Origin of the sequence: Roseobacter sp. AzwK-3b, from assembly GCF_000170875.1 — a bacterium.
Lineage (GTDB): Bacteria > Pseudomonadota > Alphaproteobacteria > Rhodobacterales > Rhodobacteraceae > Roseovarius > Roseovarius litoreus.
Genome location: NZ_ABCR01000004.1, coordinates 232,763 through 258,558, shown reverse-complemented (window position 1 = coordinate 258,558; position 25,796 = coordinate 232,763). Strand labels below are relative to the sequence as shown.

Annotated in this window: 33 protein-coding genes and 1 tRNA gene; 16 read left to right on the top strand and 18 right to left on the bottom strand. The window is 63.9% G+C overall.

What is annotated here, in order from left to right:
- Positions 1 to 35 precede the first annotated feature (35 nt).
- The 7 genes from RAZWK3B_RS09390 (at position 36) to RAZWK3B_RS09360 (ending at position 5,493) form a co-directional block, all read left to right on the top strand.
- Positions 36 to 1,286: a lipoprotein-releasing ABC transporter permease subunit gene (locus RAZWK3B_RS09390; RefSeq protein ID WP_007814460.1), complete on the top strand. Its 1,251-nt coding sequence runs from the start codon at positions 36 to 38 to the stop codon at positions 1,284 to 1,286.
- Positions 1,279 to 1,962, top strand: a complete 684-nt coding sequence (locus tag RAZWK3B_RS09385) for an ABC transporter ATP-binding protein (protein WP_007814459.1) — start codon at positions 1,279 to 1,281, stop codon at positions 1,960 to 1,962. The genes RAZWK3B_RS09390 and RAZWK3B_RS09385 overlap by 8 nt, the downstream gene beginning before the upstream one ends.
- A gap of 292 nt (positions 1,963 to 2,254) precedes the next feature.
- Positions 2,255 to 3,238 carry an Ldh family oxidoreductase gene (locus RAZWK3B_RS09380; protein ID WP_007814458.1) on the top strand — a complete coding sequence of 328 codons (984 nt, stop codon included), beginning with the start codon at positions 2,255 to 2,257 and terminating at the stop codon, positions 3,236 to 3,238.
- 101 nt (positions 3,239 to 3,339) lie between these two features.
- Positions 3,340 to 3,981, top strand: coding sequence for a DUF3047 domain-containing protein (locus RAZWK3B_RS09375; protein ID WP_007814457.1), 642 nt, complete (start codon positions 3,340 to 3,342; stop codon positions 3,979 to 3,981).
- 94 nt (positions 3,982 to 4,075) lie between these two features.
- Positions 4,076 to 4,477, top strand: a complete 402-nt coding sequence (locus RAZWK3B_RS09370) for a c-type cytochrome (protein WP_007814456.1) — start codon at positions 4,076 to 4,078, stop codon at positions 4,475 to 4,477.
- A 140-nt stretch (positions 4,478 to 4,617) separates the two neighbouring features.
- Complete coding sequence (locus tag RAZWK3B_RS09365; protein ID WP_007814455.1) at positions 4,618 to 5,031, top strand: c-type cytochrome; 414 nt, start codon at positions 4,618 to 4,620, stop codon at positions 5,029 to 5,031.
- A 60-nt stretch (positions 5,032 to 5,091) separates the two neighbouring features.
- Positions 5,092 to 5,493: a DUF4864 domain-containing protein gene (locus RAZWK3B_RS09360; RefSeq protein WP_007814454.1), complete on the top strand. Its 402-nt coding sequence runs from the start codon at positions 5,092 to 5,094 to the stop codon at positions 5,491 to 5,493.
- A gap of 18 nt (positions 5,494 to 5,511) precedes the next feature.
- Here the strand turns inward: RAZWK3B_RS09360 and RAZWK3B_RS09355 are convergent, their stop codons facing one another.
- From RAZWK3B_RS09355 to RAZWK3B_RS09335, 5 genes are all read right to left on the bottom strand, one after another.
- The gene (locus tag RAZWK3B_RS09355; protein WP_007814452.1) at positions 5,512 to 6,873 is read right to left on the bottom strand and encodes an MATE family efflux transporter; all 1,362 of its coding nucleotides are present in this window, start codon (positions 6,871 to 6,873) and stop codon (positions 5,512 to 5,514) included.
- A gap of 50 nt (positions 6,874 to 6,923) precedes the next feature.
- Complete coding sequence (locus RAZWK3B_RS09350) at positions 6,924 to 7,832, bottom strand: nickel/cobalt transporter (RefSeq protein ID WP_007814450.1); 909 nt, start codon at positions 7,830 to 7,832, stop codon at positions 6,924 to 6,926.
- Positions 7,814 to 8,446, bottom strand: coding sequence for a DUF1007 family protein (locus RAZWK3B_RS09345; RefSeq protein ID WP_007814448.1), 633 nt, complete (start codon positions 8,444 to 8,446; stop codon positions 7,814 to 7,816). Before RAZWK3B_RS09345 ends, RAZWK3B_RS09350 begins: the two co-directional genes overlap by 19 nt.
- Before the next feature lie 77 nt (positions 8,447 to 8,523).
- On the bottom strand, positions 8,524 to 9,429 hold the full coding sequence (gene ppk2, locus RAZWK3B_RS09340) for a polyphosphate kinase 2 (protein ID WP_007814446.1): 906 nt from the start codon (positions 9,427 to 9,429) through the stop codon (positions 8,524 to 8,526).
- Between the two features lie 187 nt (positions 9,430 to 9,616).
- Positions 9,617 to 9,928 carry an ETC complex I subunit gene (locus RAZWK3B_RS09335; RefSeq protein ID WP_007814444.1) on the bottom strand — a complete coding sequence of 104 codons (312 nt, stop codon included), beginning with the start codon at positions 9,926 to 9,928 and terminating at the stop codon, positions 9,617 to 9,619.
- Between the two features lie 247 nt (positions 9,929 to 10,175).
- On the opposite strand from RAZWK3B_RS09335, the gene uvrB reads away from it, so the two are divergent.
- The 3 genes from uvrB to RAZWK3B_RS09320 are packed head-to-tail and all read left to right on the top strand — an operon-like array spanning position 10,176 to position 12,993.
- Entirely contained in the window at positions 10,176 to 12,374 is a 2,199-nt protein-coding gene (uvrB, locus tag RAZWK3B_RS09330) for an excinuclease ABC subunit UvrB (protein WP_007814442.1), read from the top strand.
- Positions 12,375 to 12,409: 35 nt separating this feature from the next.
- Positions 12,410 to 12,721, top strand: a complete 312-nt coding sequence (locus tag RAZWK3B_RS09325) for an aspartate aminotransferase (protein ID WP_353611288.1) — start codon at positions 12,410 to 12,412, stop codon at positions 12,719 to 12,721.
- 59 nt (positions 12,722 to 12,780) lie between these two features.
- Positions 12,781 to 12,993: a DUF2905 domain-containing protein gene (locus RAZWK3B_RS09320; RefSeq protein ID WP_007814438.1), complete on the top strand. Its 213-nt coding sequence runs from the start codon at positions 12,781 to 12,783 to the stop codon at positions 12,991 to 12,993.
- 4 nt (positions 12,994 to 12,997) lie between these two features.
- Here the strand turns inward: RAZWK3B_RS09320 and RAZWK3B_RS09315 are convergent, their stop codons facing one another.
- From RAZWK3B_RS09315 to RAZWK3B_RS09290, 6 genes are all read right to left on the bottom strand, one after another.
- A complete protein-coding gene (locus RAZWK3B_RS09315; RefSeq protein ID WP_007814437.1) occupies positions 12,998 to 13,252 on the bottom strand; it encodes a TFIIB-type zinc ribbon-containing protein in 255 nt (84 codons plus the stop codon).
- Positions 13,253 to 13,322: 70 nt separating this feature from the next.
- On the bottom strand, positions 13,323 to 13,919 hold the full coding sequence (locus RAZWK3B_RS09310) for a rhodanese-like domain-containing protein (RefSeq protein ID WP_050774212.1): 597 nt from the start codon (positions 13,917 to 13,919) through the stop codon (positions 13,323 to 13,325).
- Positions 13,920 to 13,962: 43 nt separating this feature from the next.
- On the bottom strand, positions 13,963 to 14,520 hold the full coding sequence (locus tag RAZWK3B_RS20195; RefSeq protein ID WP_007814433.1) for a manganese efflux pump MntP: 558 nt from the start codon (positions 14,518 to 14,520) through the stop codon (positions 13,963 to 13,965).
- Between the two features lie 30 nt (positions 14,521 to 14,550).
- Entirely contained in the window at positions 14,551 to 14,958 is a 408-nt protein-coding gene (locus RAZWK3B_RS09300) for a universal stress protein (protein WP_007814431.1), read from the bottom strand.
- Between the two features lie 80 nt (positions 14,959 to 15,038).
- Complete coding sequence (locus RAZWK3B_RS09295) at positions 15,039 to 15,362, bottom strand: DUF5665 domain-containing protein (RefSeq protein WP_007814429.1); 324 nt, start codon at positions 15,360 to 15,362, stop codon at positions 15,039 to 15,041.
- Positions 15,359 to 15,679: an antibiotic biosynthesis monooxygenase family protein gene (locus RAZWK3B_RS09290; protein WP_007814427.1), complete on the bottom strand. Its 321-nt coding sequence runs from the start codon at positions 15,677 to 15,679 to the stop codon at positions 15,359 to 15,361. The genes RAZWK3B_RS09295 and RAZWK3B_RS09290 overlap by 4 nt, the downstream gene beginning before the upstream one ends.
- A 101-nt stretch (positions 15,680 to 15,780) precedes the next feature.
- Here RAZWK3B_RS09290 and RAZWK3B_RS09285 point away from each other — a divergent pair, with 101 nt between their 5' ends.
- Complete coding sequence (locus tag RAZWK3B_RS09285; protein WP_050774210.1) at positions 15,781 to 16,461, top strand: hypothetical protein; 681 nt, start codon at positions 15,781 to 15,783, stop codon at positions 16,459 to 16,461.
- Positions 16,462 to 16,467: 6 nt separating this feature from the next.
- On the opposite strand, the gene RAZWK3B_RS09280 is transcribed toward RAZWK3B_RS09285, so the two are convergent.
- The 3 genes from RAZWK3B_RS09280 to RAZWK3B_RS09270 form a co-directional block, all read right to left on the bottom strand.
- Positions 16,468 to 18,762, bottom strand: coding sequence for a glycosyl hydrolase family 28-related protein (locus RAZWK3B_RS09280; RefSeq protein WP_037295545.1), 2,295 nt, complete (start codon positions 18,760 to 18,762; stop codon positions 16,468 to 16,470).
- A 244-nt stretch (positions 18,763 to 19,006) separates the two neighbouring features.
- On the bottom strand, positions 19,007 to 19,411 hold the full coding sequence (locus RAZWK3B_RS09275; protein ID WP_007814420.1) for a hypothetical protein: 405 nt from the start codon (positions 19,409 to 19,411) through the stop codon (positions 19,007 to 19,009).
- 8 nt (positions 19,412 to 19,419) lie between these two features.
- Positions 19,420 to 20,622 carry a pyridoxal phosphate-dependent aminotransferase gene (locus RAZWK3B_RS09270; RefSeq protein WP_007814419.1) on the bottom strand — a complete coding sequence of 401 codons (1,203 nt, stop codon included), beginning with the start codon at positions 20,620 to 20,622 and terminating at the stop codon, positions 19,420 to 19,422.
- A gap of 107 nt (positions 20,623 to 20,729) precedes the next feature.
- Here RAZWK3B_RS09270 and RAZWK3B_RS09265 point away from each other — a divergent pair, with 107 nt between their 5' ends.
- The 5 genes from RAZWK3B_RS09265 (at position 20,730) to tnpC (ending at position 24,006) form a co-directional block, all read left to right on the top strand.
- Complete coding sequence (locus RAZWK3B_RS09265; protein WP_007814417.1) at positions 20,730 to 21,134, top strand: helix-turn-helix domain-containing protein; 405 nt, start codon at positions 20,730 to 20,732, stop codon at positions 21,132 to 21,134.
- Entirely contained in the window at positions 21,118 to 21,393 is a 276-nt protein-coding gene (locus RAZWK3B_RS09260; RefSeq protein WP_037295415.1) for an FAD assembly factor SdhE, read from the top strand. The genes RAZWK3B_RS09265 and RAZWK3B_RS09260 overlap by 17 nt, the downstream gene beginning before the upstream one ends.
- Before the next feature lie 216 nt (positions 21,394 to 21,609).
- Positions 21,610 to 22,041 carry an IS66-like element accessory protein TnpA gene (tnpA, locus tag RAZWK3B_RS09255; RefSeq protein WP_007811945.1) on the top strand — a complete coding sequence of 144 codons (432 nt, stop codon included), beginning with the start codon at positions 21,610 to 21,612 and terminating at the stop codon, positions 22,039 to 22,041.
- Positions 22,038 to 22,415, top strand: coding sequence for an IS66 family insertion sequence element accessory protein TnpB (gene tnpB, locus RAZWK3B_RS09250; RefSeq protein WP_007814413.1), 378 nt, complete (start codon positions 22,038 to 22,040; stop codon positions 22,413 to 22,415). Before tnpA ends, tnpB begins: the two co-directional genes overlap by 4 nt.
- 31 nt (positions 22,416 to 22,446) lie before the next feature.
- Complete coding sequence (gene tnpC, locus RAZWK3B_RS09245; protein WP_007813144.1) at positions 22,447 to 24,006, top strand: IS66 family transposase; 1,560 nt, start codon at positions 22,447 to 22,449, stop codon at positions 24,004 to 24,006.
- A 60-nt stretch (positions 24,007 to 24,066) separates the two neighbouring features.
- Here tnpC and RAZWK3B_RS21930 read toward each other — a convergent pair whose 3' ends face one another.
- The 4 genes from RAZWK3B_RS21930 to RAZWK3B_RS09230 form a co-directional block, all read right to left on the bottom strand.
- Complete coding sequence (locus tag RAZWK3B_RS21930) at positions 24,067 to 24,504, bottom strand: DUF6538 domain-containing protein (protein WP_353611287.1); 438 nt, start codon at positions 24,502 to 24,504, stop codon at positions 24,067 to 24,069.
- Positions 24,505 to 24,565: 61 nt separating this feature from the next.
- Positions 24,566 to 24,651: transfer RNA gene (locus RAZWK3B_RS09240), tRNA-Leu, on the bottom strand.
- A gap of 45 nt (positions 24,652 to 24,696) precedes the next feature.
- Positions 24,697 to 25,269, bottom strand: a complete 573-nt coding sequence (locus RAZWK3B_RS09235; protein WP_007814410.1) for a tetratricopeptide repeat protein — start codon at positions 25,267 to 25,269, stop codon at positions 24,697 to 24,699.
- Positions 25,270 to 25,301: 32 nt separating this feature from the next.
- Entirely contained in the window at positions 25,302 to 25,778 is a 477-nt protein-coding gene (locus RAZWK3B_RS09230) for an Lrp/AsnC family transcriptional regulator (protein WP_007814408.1), read from the bottom strand.
- Positions 25,779 to 25,796 lie beyond the last annotated feature (18 nt).

Genomic DNA, 25,796 nt, shown 5'->3' with positions numbered 1-25,796 from the left:
CTTCCGCCCCTGCGCCCTTCGCTCCGTTCGAATGGATGATCGCATGGCGTTACCTGCGCGCCAAACGCGCCGAGGGCGGGGTCAGCACGATGACATGGATCAGCCTGATCGGGATCACGCTGGCGGTCTTCGCTCTTATCGCGACCTTGTCGGTGCGCTCGGGATTTCGGGCGGAATTCGTCGACACGATCCTTGGCGCGAACGCCCATGTCACCGTCTACAACATGGGCACGGTCGATGCGCAAACGGGCCGGCTTGATCGCACCCTCTCCGAGTACGAGGCGATGGCCGAGAGCGTCCGAGCGGTCGAGGGCGTCACCCGCGTGGCCCCTCTGGTCAAGGGGCAGGTGATGGCCAATGCCCGCGACAGCAACGCCGGCGTGCAGGTGTTCGGCATCAAGCCCGAGGATCTGGTGACCATTCCCCGCATCGCCGATCCCGCAACCGGGCGCGGTGACATCACCGCTTTTTCGCGAGGTATCGCCATCGGCTCGGGCGTGGCGCGCGAACTGGGGGTGGGGGTGGGCGACCGCATCCGCCTGATCTCTCCCAACGGGGTGCGCACGGCCTTTGGCACATCGCCACGCATCAACGCCTATGACGTGGTCTATATCTTCAGCGCCGGGCGCTATGACATCGACCGGGTCCGCGTCTATCTGCCCTTCGAGGAGTCGCAGAGCTTTTTCAACCGCGAAGGCCGCGCCGACGAACTTGAGGTGATGGTGCGCGATCCCGACCGGGTCGAGGACATGACCCTTCCGCTGATCGCCGCCGCCGGGGACCGCGCGCAGGTCTGGACGTGGAAAGACGCCTCGGGCGGATTTCTGCGCGCTCTCGAGGTCGAGGACAACGTGATGTTCATCATCCTGTCCATCCTCGTGCTGATCGCGGCGATGAACATCACTTCGGGGCTTATCATGCTGGTCAAGAACAAGGGCCGCGATATCGGCATACTGCGCACGATGGGACTGACCGAAGGGGCTGTGCTGCGGGTGTTCTTCATTTGCGGCGCCTTTACCGGGATCATCGGCACGGCGGCGGGGGTAGTTCTGGGCTGTCTCTTCGCGATCTATATCGACCCGATCTTCAGCCTCGTGAATGTGCTGATGGGCGGTCAGGTCTGGGATCCGTCTATTCGCGGCATCTATCATCTGCCGGCGCAGTTGAATTTGGGCGACGTGCTGTCGGCGGTGGCGCTGTCGCTGGGGCTGAGTTTCGTGGTCACGATCTTTCCCGCCCGCCGCGCCGCGCGCATGAACCCGGTCGAGGCGCTGCGCTATGAGTGATGCGATGCTGCGCCTTTCCGGCGTGTCGAAAACCTACAACAAGGGCCGCGAAAACGAGGTGCAGGTGCTGGCAAACGCCGATCTCGCGCTGGCCCCGGGCGAGATGGTGGCGCTGGTGGCGCCCTCGGGGGCGGGCAAGTCGACGCTTCTGCATATCGCGGGGCTTCTGGACACGCCCGATGCCGGCACGGTCGAGATCGGGGGCACCGATTATACCGGGCTGAGTGACCGACGCCGCACCGTCGCCCGCCGACAGGAGGTGGGCTTCGTCTATCAGTTTCACCACCTGCTTCCGGAATTCACCGCTTTGGAAAACATCGTGCTGCCGCAGCTGGCCAATGGCGTTGCGCGTGCCGAGGCGGCAGCCCGCGCCGCCGATCTTCTGGAGCGGGTCGGCGTGGGGCCGCGCTCGGGTCATCGGCCCTCGGCGATGTCGGGCGGCGAACAGCAACGCGTCGCCTTCTGCCGGGCGCTGGCCAATGCGCCACGCTTGCTTCTGGCCGATGAGCCGACGGGCAATCTGGATCCCGCGACCTCGGATCAGTTGTTCGGCGCGCTGGTGCAGCTGGTGCGCGACACGGGCCTGTCGGCGCTGATCGCCACCCATAACCTCGAGCTTGCGGCGCGGATGGACCGGGTGGTCAAGCTCGATCAGGGCAAGGTGGTGCCCGGCTAGGGCATCCCCGCCTGCGATCCGCCGTGCCGCGCGCTCGGGATTTTTTAAAAATCCCGGTCCCAGGTCTTTTGAAGACCTGGGCGCCCACCTCGCCACGGTCCGACATGCGCGCGATCCGGGATTTTCTAAAAATCCCGGCCCAAGGTCTTTTCAAGACCTTGCCCCCCACTTCTCCGACGCTGAAGCGCGCTTCAGAAGGTTTGAATTGACCTCTGCCATCCCGCCCAGCAAGGTGCCGCGACACCCGACACACCCCCCGCCGCCGAACACCGCCACCTGCCCGGAGACGCTCATGCCCGCCGTAAGCCTTGACGAGATCGAACAGACCACCAAGGCCGCGCTGATGCGCCATGGCGCTCATGACTGGATCGCCGCCGAAGTGGCCCGCGCCGTGCGTGTCGCCGAAAGCGTCGGCAACCGGATTTGCGGGCTGTACTATCTCGAAAGCTACTGCACGCAGCTGGAAACCGGCCGCGTCAAGGGCGACGCCGTGCCCGTCGTGACCCGGCCGCGCCCCGGCGTGGTTGCGGTCGATGCGGGCTTCGGCTTTGCCCAGCCCGCCTTTGCCCGTGCGCTTCCGCAAGCGATCGAGGCCGCGCGCACCTGTGGCGTGGCCAGCCTTGCGGTGGGTCATGCCCATACCTGCACGTCGCTCGGGTTTTTCACTGAACAGATCGCGCGCGCCGGGCTGATCGGGCTTGGCCTGACCAATGCCTCGCCCATCGTCGCCCCTCCCGGCGGCAAGACGCGGGTGATCGGCACCAATCCCATCGCCTTCTCGGTGCCCGACGGGCAGGGCGGCATCGCCATGCAGTTCGACCAATCCACCACCACCGTGGCGCTTGGCAAGATCACCATGGCCAAGGCCGCGGGCGAGCAGATCCCCGAAGGCTGGGCCGTCGATGCCCAAGGCCAACCCACCACCGATCCCGAAGCTGCCCTTTCGGGGTCTCTGGTCAGCATGGGGGGCTACAAGGGCTGGGGCTTTGGCCTTATGGCAGAACTTCTGGCCGCAGGCATGACCGGCGGCGTGGTCAGCCGCGATGTGAAGCCCCTCAAGGCGCCCGATGGCCCGCCGCATGATCTGGGCCAATATTACCTGCTGATGGATCCCGATGTGTCGGGCGCGTTTTTCGACCGCCTCGCGCAGGTCGAGGCCGGTGTGGCGCTCGACGAAGGCGCGCGTATTCCGGGGCAGGGCAAACAGCCCGCCGATCCGGTGACGCTGGAGACGGCGATCTGGGCGCAGGCCCGCGCCCTGGCCGGGTTGGGCTAGGCTGGCGGCAGGCCAGATCACGGGCTTACTCACAGGACAGTGAATTGCCCGCTCCAGTAGGTCTGCTATGCCTTCCAGCAGCGCAGCACAGGAGGCGCCCCATGCGACGGACCCTATTTGCCGGGCTGATGACCTTGACCGCGACAGCAGCCGCGGCCTCTCAGATCTCCTTCGATGACAGCTGGAAACACCAGAAGTTCTCGTTGTTTTCCGGCAATGACTACGCGCTGCGCGGCGGCGCTCTCGACATGGTGTCCGATGCCAGCGTGTCGTTGCTCTACCGGGCCGTGCCGGAATCCTTTTGGCAGGTCTCGTCGGCGTCGTGGTCCTGGCAGGTCAGCCAAACTGTGCCGCCCACCGATCTGGCCCTGAAGGGGGGCGATGACCGCAATCTGGCGATGTATTTCGTGTTTTTGCCGCAGGCCGAGGCCGAACGTGCCCGAGGCGCGCGTGTGACGCGGCTTCTGTCACATGATGACGTGCGGGTGCTCGTCTATGTTTGGGGCGGCGATCACGCGCCGGGCACGTTTCTCGACAGCCCCTATCTGGGTCCGCGCGGCAAGACTGTGGTTCTTCGGCCCGCCGGCACCGGCGAGGCGCGCGAGCGTGTCGATCTGGCCGCCGATTTCGCCCGGGCGTTCGGCGGCGAACGCACCGCCCTTGTGGGTCTCGCCGTCTCGGGCGACAGCGACGACACCAACACACGCATCACGGGGCGCATATCGGGTCTCACCCTGCAATAACCGGGCAAGCGCGCCGCCCGGGGTGATCCATGTCAATGCAGCACTGCCCGGCTTGAGGTCTGCTCGGGCAAGCGATCCTGACAGGACATCTGCCATGCGTGCGGCTCTTGCGGTTTTCCTTTTCGGCCTTGCGGCCTGCGCGGCGCAGGAGCCCTTGCCCTCGGGCGTTGCCGCGGGCGAACAGACCTATCGCGCGCTGTGTGCCGTGTGCCATGGGCGGCAGGGCAAGGGCGATGGGCCATTCGTGTCCGAGCTTGACGCGCCGCCCGCCGATCTGACGGGCATCGCCGCGCGCAATGGCGGTGTGTTTCCCCATGCGCAGGTCATCGCGCGCATCCATGGCTATCCTGGTCAGTTCGACGTGATGCCCGACTATGGCCCGATTTTCGCCGGTCCCACGACCCAGTGGCGTGACCCTGAAACCGGCGCGGTGATCGAAACGCCCCGCGCCCTGGTTGACCTTGCCAGCTATCTGACCAGCATCCAGAAGACCTGAGCATGACGACATCTAAAGCGTTCCGCCTTTACCCTGAGGCATTAGAGACAGGCGGAACGCGTACAACGATTGAACGGAGCACTGCAATTCGTGAAAATCTGTGAGTCAGGTTTTTCGCGAAACACTTTAGGAGGACACAGATGCAGACCCCAACCCTCATCACCGCCGCTTTGGCCCTTGTTGCAGCCCTGACCGGCGCGGCGCTGGCCGAAGGCAATGCCCGCAACGGCGAGGCGATCTACGAGCGCTATTGCGCCGCCTGCCATGGCGCCGATGCCACGGGCGACGGGCCGATGCAGGCAGTGCTGACCGTGCGGCCCACCGATCTCACCGCGCTCAGTGCCGCCAATGACGGCGTGTTTCCGATGGGCCGCGTGGTCAAGCGCATCGACGGGCGCGACCCGCTGGTGGCCCATGGCAGCCCGATGCCGATCTATGGCGATTTCTTTCAGGGGCAGGATGCCGCGCTGAAAACTGAAAGCGGCCAGCCGATCATCACCTCGACCCCGGTGACCGACCTTATCGCCTATCTCGAAGGGCTGCAGATCCGCTGAGGCGCGATTTGAAACGCGGTGCGGGCGGGCTATCTTGGCCAGCAGAAAGGAAGGTGTCCGATGTTCCGTCTCCTGCTTGCTGTCGCGCTCGCCGCCTGTCTGTCCCTGCCGGCGCGGGCCGACGATCAGGCCATTCGCGGCGTGATCTCGGCCCAGATCGACGCCTTTCTGGCGGATGATGTCGAGACCGCCTTCACCTTTGCCAGCCCCACGATCAAGCAGATCTTCGGCAACCCCGAACGCTTCGGACAGATGGTGCGTCAGGGCTATCCGATGGTCTGGCGCCCCGACAGCGTCCGGTTCCTGTCGATCGAGGATCGCGGCGGGCGACTGTTTCAGACCGTCATGATCCGCGATGGGGCAGGGGCCTTGCATCTGCTCGAATACGAGATGATCCCCGGCGAGGATGGCTGGAAAATCGACGGTGTGCGCCTCTTGAAGCCCTCCGACGGCACCGCCTGACCGCTCAGCCCTGACCGCTCAACCCGGCCCCGCCAGCCCGCGTACCGACCAGCCCCAGAACCGCGCCAGCATCAGCAGTGCCGCGCAGGCCAGACCCACCGCCAGCCCCAGCCAGATGCCCGCACCGCCAAGGCCAAGCGTGAAGCCCAGCACATAGCTTGCCGGCACCCCGATCAGCCAATAGCTGACCGTCGCCATCACCATCGGCACCCGTGTGTCCTGCACCCCGCGCAGCAGTCCAAGCGCCATGACCTGCCCCGCATCCACCAGCTGAAACAGCGCCGCCGCGGCCAAAAGCCCCACACCGATCTCGATCACGGTGGCGCGGTTCGGCTCGTCCGGGCTCATGAAAAGGCCCATCATCCATTCCGGCAGCGCCAGAAACAGCACCATCGTCGCCGCCGCCACCAGCCCCGACATCACCAGAACCACCGTCGCCCCATCGCGCAGCCCTTGCCCATCGGCCCGCCCATGCGCCTGACCCGCGCGCACCGTGGCCACGTTCGACAGGCCCAGATGCACCATGAACACCACCGAGGTCACCTGCAGCGCGATGCCATGCGCCGCCAGCGGCAGCGCCCCCAGCCAGCCCATCATGATCGACGAGGCGGCAAACAGCCCCACTTCCGCCAGATTGGTGATCCCGATCGGCCAGCCCAGCCGGAACACCTCGGCCAGTGCCTCCCGGTCAGGGCGCCAGATCCTCTGAAAGAGCGCGTGATCGGGCTGCGCCCTTGCGGCATAGATCGCCATCGCCACAAGCGACGCGACATTCACCACCAAAGATGCGATCGCCGCCCCCCGCACCCCCAATTCGGGAAAGCCCCAATTTCCGAAAATCAGCGCATAGTTGATCACCACGTTCAATCCGACCGCCGCCAGCGTGATCCACAGCACGATCTGCGTGCGCTCCAGCGCCGCCAGGTAGGATTTCAGCACCATCACCAGCAGCGCGGGCAGAATGCCCCATCCCATGATCGACAGATACTGCCCCGCCAGCACCGCGATATCCGGATCCTGCCCGAGCGCCTCGAAGATCGGCCGCGCCAACAGCATCAAGGGCAGCGTGGCGATCCCGAACAGGATCGACGCCCAGGCCCCCATCCGGGTGACGCGCCGGATCTGCGTCTCGTTGCCCGCCGCCCGTGCCGAGGCCACCATCGGCATCACCGCCCAGGCAAAGCCCGATCCCATGATGAACAGCACGAAAAACAGCGTGCCCCCCAGCACTTCGGCCGCCAGCGCCTCGACCGAATACCAGCCCAGCATCAGCGCATCGGTCAGCGTGATGGCGAACTGCGCCACATGGCTTCCGATCAGCGGCAGGCCCAGCCCGATGATGGCGCTGGCGTGATGGCGATATCTTGGCGCTCTGGTCATGATCGGGCCATAGGTCGGGACAGGGCGCGGCGCAAGCGATGCCCGCCGCGTCAGAGCGCGCCGCGCAACAGATGTAGCGCCACCGCCGCGATCAACGCGCCGATCGCCGCCTCGAGAAGGGGCAGCGCGCGTGCCGCCACGCCGTCATCGGCGCTCAGCCGACCCAACAGACCCGTGCGCATGGTGACGGCGGCAATCGCCACCGCGATGGTCACGCTCGCCGTGCCAAGCGCCATGATGAAGGCGCCGATGATCCCCGCCATGTCGATCCCCATCCGCCATGTCAGGATCAGCAGGAAAAGCGCGCCGGTGCAGGGCCGGATCGCCACCGCCGCGATCAGCGCCAGCGCCTCTTTCACGCCGTGCACCCGTGCCGCCTCTTCTGCGGTGGGACCGTGGCGATGCCCGCAACTCTGGCAGGTGCCATCCGGGGCCGGGATATGCCGATGCGCATCGTGCCTCCGACGCATGGCCCGGAACCGGCCGATCCCCCGCCAGATCAGCCAGAGCCCGACCGCGGCAATCGCGCCATAGCTTGCTGGCGCCATGATCCTGTCGGCCAGCCCCACCATCGCCTCGCGCGTCAGGTTCAGCGCCAGCACCCCCGCATAGACCAGCGCCACCGCGGTCACAGCCTGTGCAAGGCTCGCCGCCAGCGCCAGCCCCGAAAGCCGCAGCACCGGCACCCCGGTGCCAAGCCCATAGCCGCCGATCAGGAGCTTGCCATGTCCCGGCCCGGCGGCATGCAGAAAACCATAGGCGAAACACAGCCCCCAAAGCCCCAGAAGCGCGCCCGGCTCGCCCGCGCGCAGGCCCCGCAGATATCCCGCCATCGCGCCTTGCACCTCGCGCTGGCCCTCGGCGGCCCATCGCGCCACGTCCTGCGCGCCGCCCATGCCCCAAAGCCAGACCGCCAGCGCCAGCAGGGCCAGGGCCGTGCTCAGGACGACGGTGCGCATGTGATCTCCAGCGTGTCGGCGTAATGGATGCCGACCTCGACCTCTTCGAACAGCGTCTCGTTGGATGTGCCGCCAAGGCTCGCCACGATGGCATCCGCCGCCTCGGTGTCGGCCGGCTCGATCCGGGCGCGGCAGCCATCCGGCAGCCCACCCGCGGCCTTCAGGCTCAGCGCCGCGTAATAGGACGGATCATAAGGCCGCACCACCAGCCCGGCGGGATCGATCGGATCGAAGCTGCGCACATGGCGCGTGACGATCCGCGCCCCCTCCATCCCGGCCTGCAGCGCGCTTGGCGCGCCAAGCGCGATCTTGTGCTCGCCCTGATAGAGAAACATCGCGCCCTCGAAACCCTCGGGCCAATCGCTCAGATCGAACCCCAGAAGCGCCGCGCGCTCGGCCTCGGTCAGGATCATGTCGCCATCGGCGTCCAGCCCGCGATCCTCCAGCACCAGCAACGAGAAGAAATCGTCATAGGCCCAGGTCACCTCGACCCCGGTCAGCCGCCCCTCGGCATCGGGCAGGAAGCGCAGCGTGACATCCACGAATACATGCGGATGCGCCCAGGCGGCAGGGGCGCAGAGCATTGTCAGCAAAAGAGCGAGGGTACGCAACATGCCCAAAGTCTTAGGTGCTCGCCGCCCTCACGGCAAGCAGTGTCGCACGGCTTGCGCGCAGGCTTGCCGATCGCGGATCAGCGCGGCTTGCGCGTCTCGGGATGCAATGACTTTCCAAGGATGTGATCGCTGCCATGCAGCACATGCTGCGCCGTCGAGACCAGCAGCGGGTCGGGCTGGCCCACCAGCTTCACATCCTTGCCGGGATAGTCGATCGTGCTCAGGAAATGCCGCATGCAAGCCAGCCGGGCGCGCTTCTTGTCATTCGATTTGACCACCGTCCAGGGCGCATCGGCGGTGTCGGTGTAGAAGAACATCGCCTCCTTGGCTTCGGTGTAATCGTCCCATTTGCCAAGGCTCTGCTTGTCGATCGGGCTCAGCTTCCATTGCTTCAAGGGGTCCGTGGCGCGCGACTCGAACCGGCGCTTCTGCTCGTCCTGCGTGACCGAGAACCAGTATTTGTAAAGCCGGATGCCGGACCGCACCAGCATGCGTTCGAGCTCCGGGGCCTGCCGCATGAATTCCAGGTATTCCCACGGCTCGCAAAAGCCCATCACCCGCTCCACGCCCGCGCGATTGTACCATGAGCGGTCATAGAACACCATTTCACCCACCGTCGGCAGATGCTCGATATAGCGCTGAAAGAACCACTGGCCCTTTTCTTCCCAGGTCGGCTTGTTCAGCGCCACGACCCGCGCCTGCCTGGGGTTCAGGTGCTCGGTGAAGCGTTTGATCGCGCCGCCCTTGCCAGCGGCATCGCGCCCCTCGAACAGCAGCACGAACCGCGCGCCGGTCTCCTGTGCCCATAATTGCACCTTCAGCAATTCCGCCTGCAACTTCGCCTTCTGCGCCTCATAGCTGCGCCGGCCCATCTGGTCGCTGTAAGGGTAGTCGCCGGTTTCGAAAGCGTTGCGCATCTCCGTCAGCGTGTCGGTCGGCAATATGCCGGTCTCCCCGACCTCCCCGCCCGCGTCCGGGATCATCCCGTGGCTCGGCTGTGCTGTGGTGCTGGCGGTTTTGGCGTTCGCTTTGACTGCTGGGGTGGCTGCTGCTGTGGCTGTGGCGCTCACGGGGATCTCCTTCACTGTGATCCGTGAAAGCCTATCCGAATATGCGCCCGCGCGCCTTGATCCGCATCAAGCGCCGGGCGTGCCCGCAGCCGCGATGGCCTCAATGCGTCCAGGTGGCGCGCCGGTTGGTCGCGAAATTCTCGCCATAGCCGCCGGGGCGGATATTGGGCTTGCGCTTGTGCGGCTCCAGAACCACAGCGTCGATACCGTGCTCGCTCGCATAGTCCAGCGCCGCTTCCTTGGTCGGAAACTTCAGCCTGACCTGTGCCTGTGTATCGTTCGAACTTGTCCAGCCCATGAGCGGATCCACCTCGCGTGGGGTTTCGGGAAAATATTCCAGAACCCAATGCTTGCTACGGGCGGTCCCCGATTGCGTCGTGCTGCGCGATGGCTGATAGATGCGGGCGGACATTGGCGGCACTCCTGATCCGGCAGTTGCGATAACCCCGCCGTTATTCCAAAAACACGCGCCTTGGGCAAGGGATCAAATGCGCGCAGGCCCGTGTCCTCTGCCAGCCGCCTTTACCGGTCCCGGGGTTTCTTCTGGCCTCAAATATCCCGGGGGGACTCGCCGCCTCGCGGCGAGGGGGGGCCGCGCCCCCCTTGAACCTCCGCCCAAACAGGACAACTCTAGGTGCAGATCACAGAACGGATACCTGATGCCCTACGCCCATTCCGACAAGACCGAAGCCCTGCTGCATTCGCCCGCCCCCGATATCGCGGTCCGTGACAAGCTCGAAGGCGGGCGGCGCTTCGAGATGGTCACCGAATTCCAGCCCGCCGGCGATCAGCCCACCGCGATTGCCGAACTCAGTTCCGGGGTGCTGTCGGGCGAACGCAACCAGGTGCTTCTGGGCGCCACCGGCACCGGGAAGACCTACACAATGGCCAAGGTGATCGAGGAAACACAGCGCCCGGCCATCATCCTCGCCCCCAACAAGACGCTGGCAGCCCAGCTTTATGGCGAGTTCAAGGGCTTTTTCCCCAACAATGCCGTGGAATATTTCGTCAGCTATTACGACTATTACCAGCCCGAAGCCTATGTCGCGCGCTCGGACACCTATATCGAGAAGGAAAGCCAGATCAACGAACAGATCGACCGGATGCGCCACTCGGCCACAAGGGCGCTTCTGGAACGTGACGATGTCATCATCGTGGCCTCGGTCTCGTGCATCTACGGTATCGGCTCGGTCGAGACCTATGGCGCGATGACCCAGGATCTGAAGGTCGGCACCGAGTATGACCAGCGCAAGGTGATGGCCGATCTGGTGGCCCAGCAATACCGCCGCAACGATGCGGGCTTTCAGCGCGGCAGCTTCCGGGTGCGCGGCGACAGCCTCGAAATCTGGCCCGCCCACCTCGATGACCGGGCCTGGAAACTCAGCTTCTTCGGCGAAGAGCTGGAAGCGATCACCGAATTCGATCCGCTCACCGGCGAAAAGACCGACAGTTTCGAGCAGATCCGCGTTTATGCCAATTCGCATTACGTGACGCCCAAGCCGACGATGCAGCAGGCCATGATCGGCATCCGCAAAGAGCTGCGCCAGCGGCTCGATCAACTGGTCGCCGAAGGCAAGCTGCTCGAGGCGCAGCGCCTCGAACAGCGCACCAGCTTCGATCTCGAAATGCTCGAAGCCACCGGTGTCTGCAACGGGATCGAGAATTATTCTCGGTATCTCACCGGCCGCGCCCCCGGCGAGCCGCCGCCCACCCTGTTCGAATTCATCCCTGACACCGCTATCGTCTTCGCTGACGAATCCCACGTCTCGGTCCCGCAGATCGGCGGCATGTACAAGGGCGACTACCGGCGCAAGTTCACCCTGGCCGAACATGGCTTCCGGCTGCCCTCCTGCATGGACAACCGCCCCCTCAAGTTCGAGGAATGGGACGCCATGCGCCCGCAATCGGTGTTCGTCTCCGCCACCCCCGCGAAATGGGAGATCGAGCAGACCGGCGGCGTGTTCACCGAACAGGTGATCCGCCCAACCGGGCTTCTGGATCCGCAGATCGAGATCCGCCCCGTCGAGATGCAGGTCGACGACCTGCTGGACGAGGTGCGCCGCGTCTCGGCAGCGGGCTACCGGACCTTGTGCACGACCCTGACCAAGCGCATGGCTGAGGATCTGACCGAATATCTGCACGAACAGGGCATCCGCGTGCGCTACATGCATTCGGACATCGACACGATCGAGCGGATCGAGATTCTGCGCGACCTGCGCCTTGGCGCCTTCGATGTGCTGATCGGCATCAACCTGCTGCGCGAGGGGCTGGATATCCCCGAATGCGGGCTTGTCGCCATTCTGGACGCCGACAAGGAAGGCTTCCTGCGCTCGGAAACCTCGCTGATCCAGACCATTGGCCGCGCCGCGCGCAACGCGGATGGCCGGGTGATCATGTATGCCGACCGGATCACCGGCTCGATGCAGCGCGCGCTTGATGAAACCGACCGCCGCCGCGCCAAGCAGATCGCCTATAACGAGGAACATGGCATCACCCCCGCCACCGTGCGCAAGAATGTCGAGGATATCCTGGCCGGTCTCTACAAGGGCGATGTGGATATGAACCGGGTGACCGCCACGGTCGACAAGCCGATGGTCGGCTCGAACCTTCAGGCCCATCTCGACGGGCTGCGCACCGAGATGCGCAAGGCCGCCGAGAACCTCGAATTCGAAGAGGCCGCCCGCTTGCGCGACGAGGTCAAGCGCCTCGAAGCGGTCGATCTGGCCATTCAGGACGATCCTCTGGCGCGCCAGCAGGCGGTCGAAAAGGCGTCGGAAGAGGCGACCAAGGCCAAGGGCCGGTCCACCGCGGGCCGGCCGGGCCAGCGCGGCGGGAATGTCAAACGGCGGGGGCGATGATCCGGCTTTAACCCGGTCTTAACTATGTTCGAGCCATGCTGGCGGGTATGCAGAGCAGAAACTCACCCCTCTCGCCCGAAATCTGGCTCAACGATCTTTTTGCCTCCAAGGCGGTCCAGCAAGGTGCTGTGATCCGGCGCAAGGCGCGGGATGTGGAACGCTTCGCCGGGATGGACGCCTTCCTGCGCGAAATTGAACGGCGCGGCTATCAGGTTGTCGAAAACTCCGGCCAATTGGTGATTTTCTGCAATCGCGCGCCCCTGCGCTGGCTGACTCCACCCCCGATTTCTTCAAAAGAAATCGGGCCGAAATCTTTTCAAGATTTCGCCCGCCCTGACGCCCTCTGACGCCCCCTGACGCCGCAAATCCCCTGTAAATCCTCGGCCAAATCGCATAGGCTCGCCCCATGGCGCGTTACCTGATCTTGGCCGGCGTGATTTTGGTCGTCATTGGCCTGCTTTGGGGGCCGCTGTCGCGTCTTGGTCTGGGCCGGCTTCCCGGTGACATTGTCATCGAGCGCGGCAGCCTGCGGCTCTACATTCCCGTAACCAGCGCGATAATCGTCTCGGTCGTGCTGTCCGCGCTGATCGCGCTGGTCCGGATGCTGTTGGGCCGCTGATCCGTCAGAAGTCGAACAGCTCTTCCAGAAACCCGCCGCGCTTCTTGCGTTTGTACTCCTGCGGTTCGGGCGCATAGCCGCGATCCCGGCCGCCACCCGATCCACCGGCCGACCCGCCGCCGCGCGGCGCGGATTGCTCGATGATCTTGTCCAGTTCCCCCCGGTCCAGCCACACACCGCGGCATTTCGGGCAATAATCGATCTCGACCCCCGCACGGTCGGTCATCACAAGCTGTTCTCCATCGATCGGGCATTGCATCGCGTCATCTCCTCAGTGAACCTTTGACGCTTTGCATGTGGTGCCGCACAGGCCCTCTCTCAAGAGGCGATCAATCCCCTGTGACCGAAAGGCCCAGCACCCGCCAACTTTGCATCCCGCCACGATAATAGAAAATCCGGTCCGCCGGATATCCCGCCGCGATCATGGCGCGGATCGCCGAGGGGCTTTGCCCGCACCACAAGCCGTTGCAGAACAGCGCCACGCGCCGCGCGTCGCCACAATCCCAGCCGTCGAAATCAATGGCGCAGCCCAACTCTCCCAGCATGTCCACCACTTGGGTATAGGGGATGTTGACCGCACCGGGGATGGTGCCGCCCTCGAACCAGTCGGGCGTGCGGCTGTCGATCACGATGGCCTCGGGATCGGCCAGCATGTCCAGCAACTCCAATTCCCCGATCGTGGTCACACCCGGCGCGGGCGTCATCGGCTGGATGCAGAAGGGCGGGCAGGGCCGCGAGGTGCGCGCCCATTCGCCGGTGATCTCGTGGGCAGGGTCCTGAATGCGGTCGATGGTCATCGGCCCGCTCGGCGTCTCGATGGTGATCGCCGGAATATCCGGACGGATATTGACCGCGTCCTGTGCCAGCGCCGGCAGCCCCGTCAGCCCCAAAAGTCCAAGGCATATCGCATGTAATGTTGATCGCATGACACTCTCTCCCTTTTTTCACGTCGCACCGGGGGGCAGGAAATCACCCTGACTCGAACAGTCCCGCAATCCCCAGACCCATCAATATCAGCCCACTGCCGATCGCGGCAGCCCGGCCCCAGTTTCGCTCTGCCCGCCGTCCCGCCACAAGCCCCAGCCAGGCAAAACTGACCGAGCAAGTGACGATCGTGCCAGCCAAGGCCAGCGGCGGCACACCGCTCAGCCCCATGCTGAAGCCGACCAGCAGATTGTCCGCGGACAAACCCGCTGCCAGCGCCATCAGCGCGCGCCACCCGATCAGGCTGCGCGCCAGCCTGTCACGATCCGGACCGTCGCGCTGCGCGATCCCGACGGTCGCCGCGCCAAGCCCGATCAGACAGGCCGGGCCCAGCCACGCAGCATGGTCCGCGATCACCCCCGCCAGATGTTGGCCCAGCCACGCGCCCACCAAGGGCACCCCGAATTCGAACAGGGCGAACACCGTCAGGATGCGCGGCCAAACCGCCTTGGGCGCCACCGACCCAAGCGCCAGCGACACCGTCAGATTGTTCGCGGCAATCGCAATGCCCACCAGCATCAACTGCGGAAGCAGACCGGACATGATGACCGCCGCTCTCGTGGCGCACGCACCTTAGCGGATCACATGCACCGCGCAATTGGCGTGGCGCACCACCTGCGTCGCCGTGCTGCCCAGCAAAAGGTTCGACATTCCGGGCCGGTGGCTGGCGATCACGATGCAATCGACGCCCTCCTTCTCGGCGTGATCCACGATCGTACGCCCCGAATGGCCGGTGATCACCTCCGAGGCGCCGTTCTCCAGCCCCTCTGCCATCTCGCGCAGCTCGGCCTCGATCGCCTGTCGGCTTTCCACAAGGTAATTTTCGGGCACATAGGTGATCGCATAGCCCGGAATATCCTCCATCACATGGATCAGCGTGATCTTGCCGTCCTTGCCCGCCAGCGTGCGGGCCACGTCGATCGCGCCCGCCGCGTCACGATCCTCATCAAACGAAATCGGCACCAGAATGTTCTTGTACATGGACTCCTCCTGCTTTCGGTTCGGTCCCACTGTGTCAGGCTCGCGCGCGCCCGACATTGACACAGGTCAGCCCGCGCGCATCAGCGCGCGCCCGATTGTCCGGCGGCGTCTTCCATCTGTCGCGCGATCTGCGACACCCATTCCCCGATGATCGGCAGGAATTCCACCTGCGACAGCGACCAGGCCACCGCCGACAACAGCACCGACGCCCCCAGCACCGTGCCAAGCCCAAAGGCCAGCCCGCGGGCGAAATTGAAGGCCAAGAGCCGCGGGATCGAGTTGTGGATGCGCACGAAGCGATGCGCGTTCAACCGGCCAAGCTCGTCGCGCAGCGCGCGCACCTCCTGCGCCATCTCCGCCGCGTCGTCGTGGGCGCGGTCCTGACCTTGATCGCGGTCCCTCACCCGAATGTCGCCGCCACATCATACATCACCGGCTCGAAGCTGCGGCACAATTCGTTGATCCGCCGGTTGCGGCGGCGCATCTCGTCGCTGCGCAGCATGGCCAGGAAATCCTCGCGGCGCTCCCATTGCGAATAATTGGCGATCCGGGTCTGCGCATCGTTCACATGCAGCCCCGCCGCGATGAAGCCCTTCTGCTTCGAGATGAACTGCTCATAGGCTTCGGTCAATTCATCCAGCAGATCCTGACAGGTGCCCGGCGACATCTCGAAGGTGGTGATCACCGTCTGGCAGGCTGCGGTCTGTTCGATCTTCGGCATGGCGTGCCTCCGTCTGATGCCTCATCCTACCATGCCGCGCGCCCGGGGCAAATTCTTTCCCCGATCCCCTCGCGTTAACCCATCGTTTACCAAGATGAACGATGCTCGCCGCCGGAGGTCCGGCGATGCGGATGCTGGTGGTGGCAAATCTTGTGCTTTGGCTGGCCGTTCAGGCTCAGGCCGGTCCCTGGCCGCGCGCCGAGGGTGAAACCTTCCTGTCGGTCTCGCTCGAGGCGCCGCTTGTGCAGGGCGACGGTCTTTTCACCCTCTATGGCGAACATGGGCTGAATGACCGCCTGACCCTCGGTCTCGACATGGGCGCCACCCGGCAGGAGATGCAAAAAACCGTCGTGTTCGCGCGGCTGCCTTTCGGGCAGGCGCCGGGGGGCATGCGGCTGGCGTTCGAACTGGGTGTGGGCATCCTGCGCGATCAGCCGGTCATCCGGCCCGGCCTGTCATTCGGGCGTGGCTTCAGCCTGTCGGGACGGCCCGGCTGGATCACGCTCGATACCCGCGTGGTGATCTTTCAGGATATGCTGCACGGGGATTACGACGCCGATTTCGAAACCGACGTCACCCTCGGGATCGAGACATGGCGCAAGACCCGCGCGATCGTCCAGCTGCAGGCAGGCGTTCCCGCCTATGGCGACGAATATCTCAAAATCGCGCCATCCTGGGTGATCCCTGCCGCCCCCGGCCGCCACCTCGAAATCGGGGTGACGGCGGGGCTTGTGGGCAGCTCTGCCATCGCGGCGAAAATCGCGCTCTGGCACAGCTTCTGACGCGGCTCAGAACGGATCGTCGATCCGCACCGTCACCATCGCCGTGCCTTGCACCGGGGTTTCCCATCTCAGGGTCACCTGATCGCTGTTCGGCCCCTGCTTGGCCTGATAATAGGGCGCGCCGTAATAGATCGACCCGTCCGCCCGGCGCAGCGGTCCTGCGGCGGTCACCGCCTCGACCACCTGCGCCCAGGCGTTGAACGGCAGCTTGGCATCCACCGCCACCACCCAGGCCTGCGACGCGCTGGCTTCGGTATGTTCGAGCGTCACCGGGCTGGCCGAGGGGCTGTTCACATTGTTGAACATGTTGTCGCGGAACGTGACATTGGCGAAGCGGTTGTAATCCAGACTGGCAAAGCTCGTGTCCACGCTTTCCACCCGGTCCACCGGCGTGCCGATGATGCGGAAGGAATTGCCCGTCACCGTCAGCCCGTTCAGGAAATGCCCCGCGCCATAGGGCTTGATGACAAGATAGCTGAACCACGGCGGCACCTGGCTGGCCAGAAAGGTGTTGCCGCTGACGGTCAGTTGGCTGAACGAGAATTCGGATGAGAATTCCGGCGCCTGATCGTGTTCATTGCCCCATTCGATAAAGCTGTTGTCCACATAGTTGCCGGTCACCGTGCCGCGATTGTTGGTCCGCGTCAGCACCAGCCCCGCCAGCCTGGGGGAGTTCTGCAGCGTGTCGCCCTGGAACCAGTGATTGCCAAGGATGATGCTGCTCGATCCGCCGATCACCGCGAAATGCCGGAAATGCACCGCGCGGTTGTTGCGCAGTTTCACGTCATTGGCGTTGGTGTTCAGCCCGATGGACTGCCGCTCGAGCGACGCAAGCGGGCTTTCGTTCGACAGGAACTGGCACCGGTCGATCAACATGCCCTGACAGCCCTCGCCATGGCTCGAGATGCCGCGATCCTTGGGCCGTGTGATGAAGCAATCGCGCAGCGCAAAGCCGCTGCCCTGCGGCGGCAGCAGGATGGCGCTGCATTCGCCGCTGCACTGAAACTCGATATCCGACAGGGTCATGCGCCCCAGATCGTCGAAGCCGCTGAAATCGAGGATGTATTTGAACCGTCGGAAGGTGAACACCTGCACGCCGTCCGCATCGTAAAGCGGCGCGCTGATCTCAAGGGTCTGCGCTGCGATGTTGCGCGCCCGCACATAGACTTCGCGCCCCACGCCATTGCCCTCGATCAACGCGCCCACGGGGATGCTGGCCACGTTCTGCACATTCGTCAGCCGCTTGGGATCGGCCGGCGCATAGCGTGCCTGCGAGGTGACGACCTCGGTATCCCATGCCGGGCCGGAAAAGACCGAAAACTGGCCGTTCCGGATCACCCGCCGCTGATTGAAGAAGGTCCGGTTGGCCACCGCCGCCTGCATGTCGATCGGCGCGCGGATGCCCAGAAGCCGCCCGCCCAGATCAAGCGACTCGTGCCCGGCATTGTTCAAAAGTGCCTGAAACGCCTTCTTGAAGGCCAGTTCCTCATCATCGCCGAAGGCGTCGATATAGCTGGGCAGATCGAAATTCTTGGTCAGCGCCAGGATGTTGTCATCTGGCATCTCGACCCGGCCCTCGAACTGGACGCGGGATTGAAAGGTCACGCTCTCGGCCAGTCGGTAAATGCCCGCAGGCACCAGCACCTCGCGGCCCCGTGCGTCTGCGTCGGCGGCCTCGAAGGCGGCGCTGTCATCGCTGGTCCCGTCGCCCACCGCGCCGTAATCGCGCACATCCACCACGCTCAGCATATCGCGCAGAAAGACCCCGGTGACATCCTCGATCTCGATATCGTCGATCCGCACGATACCGCCATTCGGCCCGGTCAGATCCAGCCCGATATGCGCATAAAGCGCCGACCGGCCCCACACCAGATCCACACCCGTCCGGCTGCCGGGGCCGATGATGGCGCTGATCTCGACCACCTCGCCATAGGCCGTAAGGCTCACTTGCGGGCCGGTCTGGGGCAGGGCGGGCAGCGGGACACCGCCCGCGCCGCCGGGCCATGCCGCGATGCGCACATTGGGCAGGGCGCCGCCTATGGCCTTCACCCTGGCGCGCACCTGCAGATAACAGCCCGGCAGCAGCGGCGTTTCCCCCATATGGCGCAGCTTTTGCACGTTCTCGGCCTTCACCAGCTCCAGCGCGCCGCCGAAATCCTGATCCGCCGGCACGAAAGCCGCCGTCGTGCTTTCGGCATAAAAGGGCGAGCCGGGTGTCCCGTCGCCGCTTGACCACATCTCGAGCCCCGCCTCGAAGGCGGGCGGCATGAAAACGACCCCGTCGGTGATTGCCTTGTTCATCCAGATCCCTTTCCGCATCCGGGCCGCCTCTGCCCGCGATGTCCCATGTTGTTCCGCTTGCCCCCTGCGCCGCATGGCGCCGGATCACCGGGGCGGGAATATCAAACAAAGGGTTAACGACCCCCGACAGCACCGTGACGGTGGGGGCGGCCTCTCGGGCGCAGGAACAAGGAATGGGGAGGGGACAGGCCGCGCAGACGCCGCGCACCGCCCGGCCCGGTCGGTCTGCGTCAGCCGGTCCGCGTCAGTCGGTCTGCGTCAGTCGGTCGGCCTTCTTGCGCACCAGCACCGTGCGCAGATCATGCATCGCCAGCAGCAGCGCATCGGTCACCTCGTCGAGCTGGTCATCGCTGGCGCGCGCCTGCACCCAATGGGTCGTCATGTTCAGGTAATCGACCGCCCGGTGGATATCGTCGATATCGCGCCGCGCCAGAAGCGCGGTGCGCTCTTCCATCCAGCTGCGGATCACCTCCAGATCGTCCTCGGTCAGGTCCCGCTCCCCATGGGGCTTGATCTGACCGTTGCGGATGTTGATGACCGCGATCTGGTCCATCTCGATCCGTCTTTGACGGTTCTCTGTATCCACACGGAAAACAAATGCTCCGTTCTCGCGGACCCTGAAATAATATTCCGGGAGGTTCCCCGCCATACCGTCCTCTATGTCATTGCGGCACAAAACCGCTGAATACGCGTGCAGGCCTCTTTCAGCGCCGCATCAGACGTAGCGTAGCTTACCCGGAACGCCGGAGAAAGTCCGAAAGCGGCCCCGAACACCACCGCAACCCCGGTTTCCTCCAGCAACGCCGTGGCAAACGCCTCGTCGCTGTCGATCCGGGTGCCGCCTTCGCTGGTGCGTCCGATCAGCCCGGCAATCGACGGATAGACATAAAACGCCCCCTCCGGCACCGGGCAGGTCACGCCCTCGATGGCATTGAGCATCTCGACCACCAGATCGCGCCGCCGCACGAACACCTTGTTGTTCTCGGCAATGAAATCCTGCGGCCCATTCAGCGCCTCGATGGCCGCCCACTGGCTGATCGTGCAGGGGTTCGAGGTGCTCTGCGACTGGATCTTGCGCATGCCCCCGATCAACACCTCCGGCCCCGCCGCATAGCCGATCCGCCAGCCCGTCATCGCATAGGCCTTGCTCACGCCATTGCAGGTCAGCGTCCGGTCATACAGCCCCGGCTCCACCTGCGCAGGCGTGCAGAACTTGAAATCGTCATAGGCCAGATGCTCGTACATGTCGTCGGTCATCACCCAGACATGCGGATGCCGCATCAGCACGTCGGTCAGCGCCTTCAGCTCGTCCCAAGTATAGCCCGCACCCGTCGGGTTCGACGGCGAATTGAAGATGAACCAGCGTGTGCGCGGCGTGATCGCCGCCTCCAGCGCCTCGGCACTCAGCTTGAACCCGGTCTCGATCCCCGCCGGCACCACCACCGGCTCTCCGCCGGCCAGCAACACCATGTCGGGGTAACTCACCCAATAGGGCGCGGGGATGATGACCTCGTCGCCCGGATTGAGCGTCGCCATCAGCGCATTGTAAAGGATCTGCTTGCCGCCCGTGCCCACGCTGACCTGCGCCGGGACATAGTCCAGCCCATTGTCGCGCTTGAACTTGGCGCAGATCGCCTCTTTCAACTCGGGGATCCCATCTGGCGGCGTATAGCGTGTCTTGCCCTCCTCGATGGCGCGGATGCCCGCGGCGCGGATAGTCTCGGGCGTGTCGAAATCCGGCTCGCCCGCGCCCAGCCCGATCACGTCATGCCCGGCGCGGCGCATTTCGGCGGCCTTTGTGGTCACCGCGATGGTCGGAGACGGTTTGACGCGCGATAGTGTCGCGGAAAGGGGGTTCATGGCGGGCTCCGATTTGTATAGCGATGGCGCATGTCTTAGGTTCTGTGCCACGCCTGATCAAGCTCCCAGATCACGCAGCACGGCACCGCAGATCGAAAGGAAGACCGATGAACGACGATTCGACCGAAGGATGGTTCGACCCCGAGACCACGACATTCGGCGACCGCGTCGCAGGCGCGCGCGAGCAGGCCGGCATGACGCAGGTCGAACTGGCCAAACGCCTCGGCGTCAAGCTCAAGACCCTCAAGGCCTGGGAAAACGACCTGAGCGAGCCGCGTGCCAACAAGCTGTCGATGATGGCCGGGCTTTTGAACGTCTCGCTTCTGTGGCTGCTCTCGGGTCAGGGCGATGGCCCCGATGGCCCTGGCCAAGAGGGCGAGCTGTCGCGCGACGTGGCCGAGATGCTGACCGAAATTCGCGACATTCGCACCCATCTCACCCAATATACCGACCGTCTGGGCCGTCTGGAAAAGAACCTGCGCGCCAAGCTCAAGGATGAGGCCAGTGGCTGAGGAAGACCGCGACACAAGGCTCCGGCGGCTGCACATGCGCTCGATCCGGCGGGGCATCAAGGAGATGGACATCATCCTGACCCGCTACAGCGAGGCGCGTCTGGCGGCCCTCGGTCCCGATCAGCTCGATCTTTATGACCGCCTGCTGTGGGAAAACGATCAGGACCTCTACCAATGGGTGACCGGGCAGGTGGCGGCCCCTGTCGATTACGCCGATCTGGTGGCCGATATCGCGCGTCTGTCGGACGCGTCGCGCTGATCCCGGCGATGCGCACCGCCTTTGGTGCGCATCCCTGCCGGCCCGGCGCCGCCGCTTGGGGTGTTTAAAACGCTTTAGATGGCATTTTATCTGTCTTTCCCGCAGTTTACTGATTTTTGGGTATTTTGACCGTAAGCGGTCGCTGGCCCTCACCTTTTACCCGCTTGTCTGACCTGCGATGCCATGTCCGATGGAGATCGGTGCAGGAGTTTCGCGATGGCGACTACGTTGGAGTTTCTCCGGGATTACGGGGTGGACATAAGGACCAACGGACAGCGACGCTGGCCGGATGAGATAAAGGCTCGGATCGTTGCTGAGAGTTTGCAGCCAGGTGTGAGCGTGAATGCAGTTGCGGCGCGGTATGGTCTTCGGGCGAACCATTTATCGGAATGGCGTAGTCGGGCACGTGATGGCCGGTTGGTTTTGCCTGTGGTTGAAGATGACAGCTTCTGTTTTGCACCGATCGTCGTGTCGGATGGTGGCGGCGGTGCGGATGTGCCGGCTGTCGCCGGGCAGCCCACAAAGCCTGACGGGTTGTCCTGTAAACCCATCGAGATTGCGATAGGTCGTGTGACAATCCGGGTCGATGGCACCACCAGTTCTGACCGGATTGCCGAGATCGTGCGGGCAATCGGGGCGCGGCCATGATGTTCCCGTCAAACCGCGTGCGGGTTCTGGTCTCGACGCAGCCAGTGGACTTCAGGAAAGGTCATGATGGTCTGGCGGCAATCGTGTCATCTGTGCTGCGCAAGGATCCGTTCACCGGCACGGTGTTTGTGTTCCGATCGCGCCGTGCCGATCGGCTGAAGCTTCTTTACTGGGACGGCACCGGTCTGGTGATGGCTTACAAGCGACTGGAGGAGGCAACCTTCACCTGGCCTGCGATCAAGGACGGGGTGATGGCGTTGAACCATGCCCAGTTCGAGGCGCTGTTTGCCGGGCTGGACTGGCGTAAGGTTAAAGCCTTAGAGGCGCGCCCCCCCTGCTGCGGCAGAGTGAATCAACCATATGTTTTTGCGTGATTTTACTGGGGCATCTGGGTAGCTATGGCCTATGCAAACTGCCCCGCAACTTGATCTTTCCGCTATCCCGGCTGCGCAACGCGCGGCGGTTCTGGCGTTGATGGAAAAGGTAGCGGCGCTCACAGAAATAACCCAACGGCAAGAGCACCTGATCGCCGAGTTGAACCATGCCCTGCATGGGAAGCGGTCGGAAAAGCTGACCGAGGATGAGCGACAGCTGGCGTTCGAGGATCTGTCCATCGCACTGGCAGAGGTCGAGGTGCAGAAGGAACATCTGGCTGACAGGTCAGGTGACAAGACGACAACCAAGCCTGCGCCGAAGCGCACCATCGGCAATCTGCCGACAGCATTGCCCCGCATCGAAGAGGTCATCGAACCCGAGAGCCTGATTTGCCCTTGTGGCTGTGGCGTCATGCACAAGATCGGTGAAGACCGCAGCGAGCGGCTGGATATCGTGCCAGCGCAGTTGCGCGTCATCGTCACCGTGCGCCCGAAATACGCCTGCCGGACCTGCACCGACGGCGTGACCCAAGCCCCCGCACCATCGCATCTGATCATGGGCGGCCTGCCGACCGAGGCGACCATCGCCCATGTGCTGGTCAGCAAATATGCCGACCACCTGCCACTATACCGCCAAAGCCAGATTCTGGCGCGGGCGGGTCTTGATCTGCACCGCGCTGTGCTGGCCGATTGGGTGGGTAAGGCGGCGTTCCATCTCAAGCCCGTCGTCGACCGGCTGACCGACCATCTGAAGCGATCCAGCAAGCTGTTCATGGATGAAACCACGGCCCCGGTGCTGGACCCAGGGCGCGGCAAAACCAAAACCGGGTATCTCTGGGCACTGGCCCGCGATGACCGACCATGGGGCGGTGAGGACCCGCCAGGCGTGGTCTACTTCTATGCCCCCGGGCGCGCGGGCCAGAATGCCGAAACATTCCTGACAGGCTTTGATGGCATCCTTCAGATCGACGGATACCAGGGCTACAACCGGCTGACCAAGCCTACCCGCAAGGGCGGCAATCCCATTCGCGTGGCCCATTGCTGGGCCCATGCCCGGCGCAAACTGAACGAAGTCTTTGACCGCGATAGATCAGAGATCGCCGCCGAAGGCCTGCGCCGCATCGCCGGGATCTATGCCGTAGAAGCTGACATTCGTGGCATCTCCCCCGGCCAGCGATTGTCTGCCCGCCAGACCCACAGCGCTCCACTGGTCGCGGCCTTCGGTGATTGGCTGCAGGCTGAGCGACGCAAGGTCTCTGCCAAATCCCGCTTGGGCGAAAAGCTGACTTACATCCACAATCACTGGGACGGGCTGCAGACCTTCTTGGCTGATGGTCGCGTCGAGATCGACAACAACCGCGTCGAAAACATGATCCGACCGATCGCTTTGAACCGCAAGAACTCACTCTTCGCGGGTCACGACGAGGGCGGCATCGCTTGGGGCCGCATTGCCTCGCTCATCGAAACCTGCAAAATCAACGGCGTCGAGCCCTTCGCCTATCTCAAGGCAACCCTCACAGCGATCGCCAATGGCCACCCGCAAAACCATATCGAAGACTTGCTACCGTGGAACTTCAAGCCGTCAAGCTAAGCCGTCAGTGTTGTCCAGCGAACGCTTACCAATATTGTACCCCCCACCGCGAAGAACCCTCTATCCGACAAGACCATGTCTATCACCACAGGCATCAATGACGTATCCACAAGACCTCTCGGCCGCTCTGTGAAAAGTAATTGAGCGCCCTTTGCCTTTTAGGCCCAAGTAGACACTGACGGCCTCCGACAACAATACAGATGAGAAAGACACGTCTAGCGCTTGGATATTCGGCTGAGCGGGGATGCTCCCCTGTTGGCGAAGCATATGCTTTCCCGGCATTTGAACGTCTTGGCACCTCAAATGATACCAGTACTCGTCGAGCTGGTCGGCAGCCTTTCTAGCTCGAGCCTCTGCAATTTTTGGCGACCTTGTGCGCAGCGAAAACGCAATCCGAGGTGATGTGTAATGGGATTTCAGCTCGTTAGGAACTCGACGGCTGAAGTAGAATATCCCTTCTTTGACGAAGGTGAATGGGCGCGAAATGGTCTCCGACATGGTCTACGGCTCCTAGCAGTTGTTAAAAGCTGGAGCGAAACCAATGAGTTAGCTAAAGAGGTGGTACCCGCGGCCGGATTCGAACCGGCACGGCCTTGCGGCCTGGAGATTTTAAGTCTCCTGTGTCTACCATTCCACCACGCGGGCCTCGGGCGCGGACAATATCCGTTCGGGGGCGGGTGTAAAGCGGTGTCAGAGCTGTTCTTCGGCGGCTTCGAGAACCGGCAACAGGTGGCGTTCGCTGAGCCACGGGTTCATGTCGAGCGCCTTGCGCAAGGCAAGCACCGCTTCGGCCTTGCGTTCGAGCGCCGACAGCGTCAGCGCGCGCCCGGTGATCGCCGCCACATGGCGTGGTGACAGGGCAAGGGTTTGGTCGAGATCGGGCAGGGCGGCCGAAAAATCCTCGCGCAGGAAATGGATGAATGCGCGCTGGTTGTAGCCTTCGGCGTAATCCGGGCAGTAGGCGATCAGAGCCTCGAAGGCCTTCATCGCCCCGTCGTAATCGTAGATATTGCGCCGCGACATCCCCTCGTCCAGCAATTCCTGTGCGTAGCCGTCGGGGGCGTCGGACCAGAGCGCCCACATCTCGTTGGAAAGCATGCGCCCGCTGCGTTCATCCTCGGCGGCTTGGGCCGCACGGATCAGGTCGGTCAGCGCGGCGGAATGATCGGGGGCGGGCGGGCATGTCTGCTCCTGCGCGAGGGCGGGACCATGAAAGGCCAAGGACAGGGCCAGGGTGAGAGTTGACGCAATACCATTCTTCATGAGCGAATTAGATGATGCGCCCGCGGCTGCAGTCAAATGATATCTGACAGCGCGTTTTCCTTCACCGCCTGCATCGCCACATAGGTCGAGGTGTTGGAGACATGCGGCAGGGTCGAGATATGTTCGGCCAGCACGCGGCGGTAATCGGACATGTTCTGGGTGCGCACCTTCATCAGGTAGTCGAAATTCCCGGCGATCAGGTGGACCTGTTCGATTTCGGGCACGCGGGCGACGGCGGCGTTGAATTCGGCCAAAGCGGCTTCGCGGGTGTCTTGAAGGCGGACCTCGACGAAACTGACGTGATCGAGGCCGAGGCGGATCGGATCGAAGAGCGCGCGGTAGCCGGTGATGACCCCGTCTGCTTCGAGCCGGCGGAGGCGGGCTTGGGTCGGTGATTTCGACAGTCCGATTCTGCGCGCCAGATCTGTTATGCTGATGCGGCCATCCACGGCGAGCACGCCGAGAATCGCCCGGTCGAAACGGTCCAGTTCAGGGTGGTCGTTTTTCATGGCAAACCCTCGTTATTT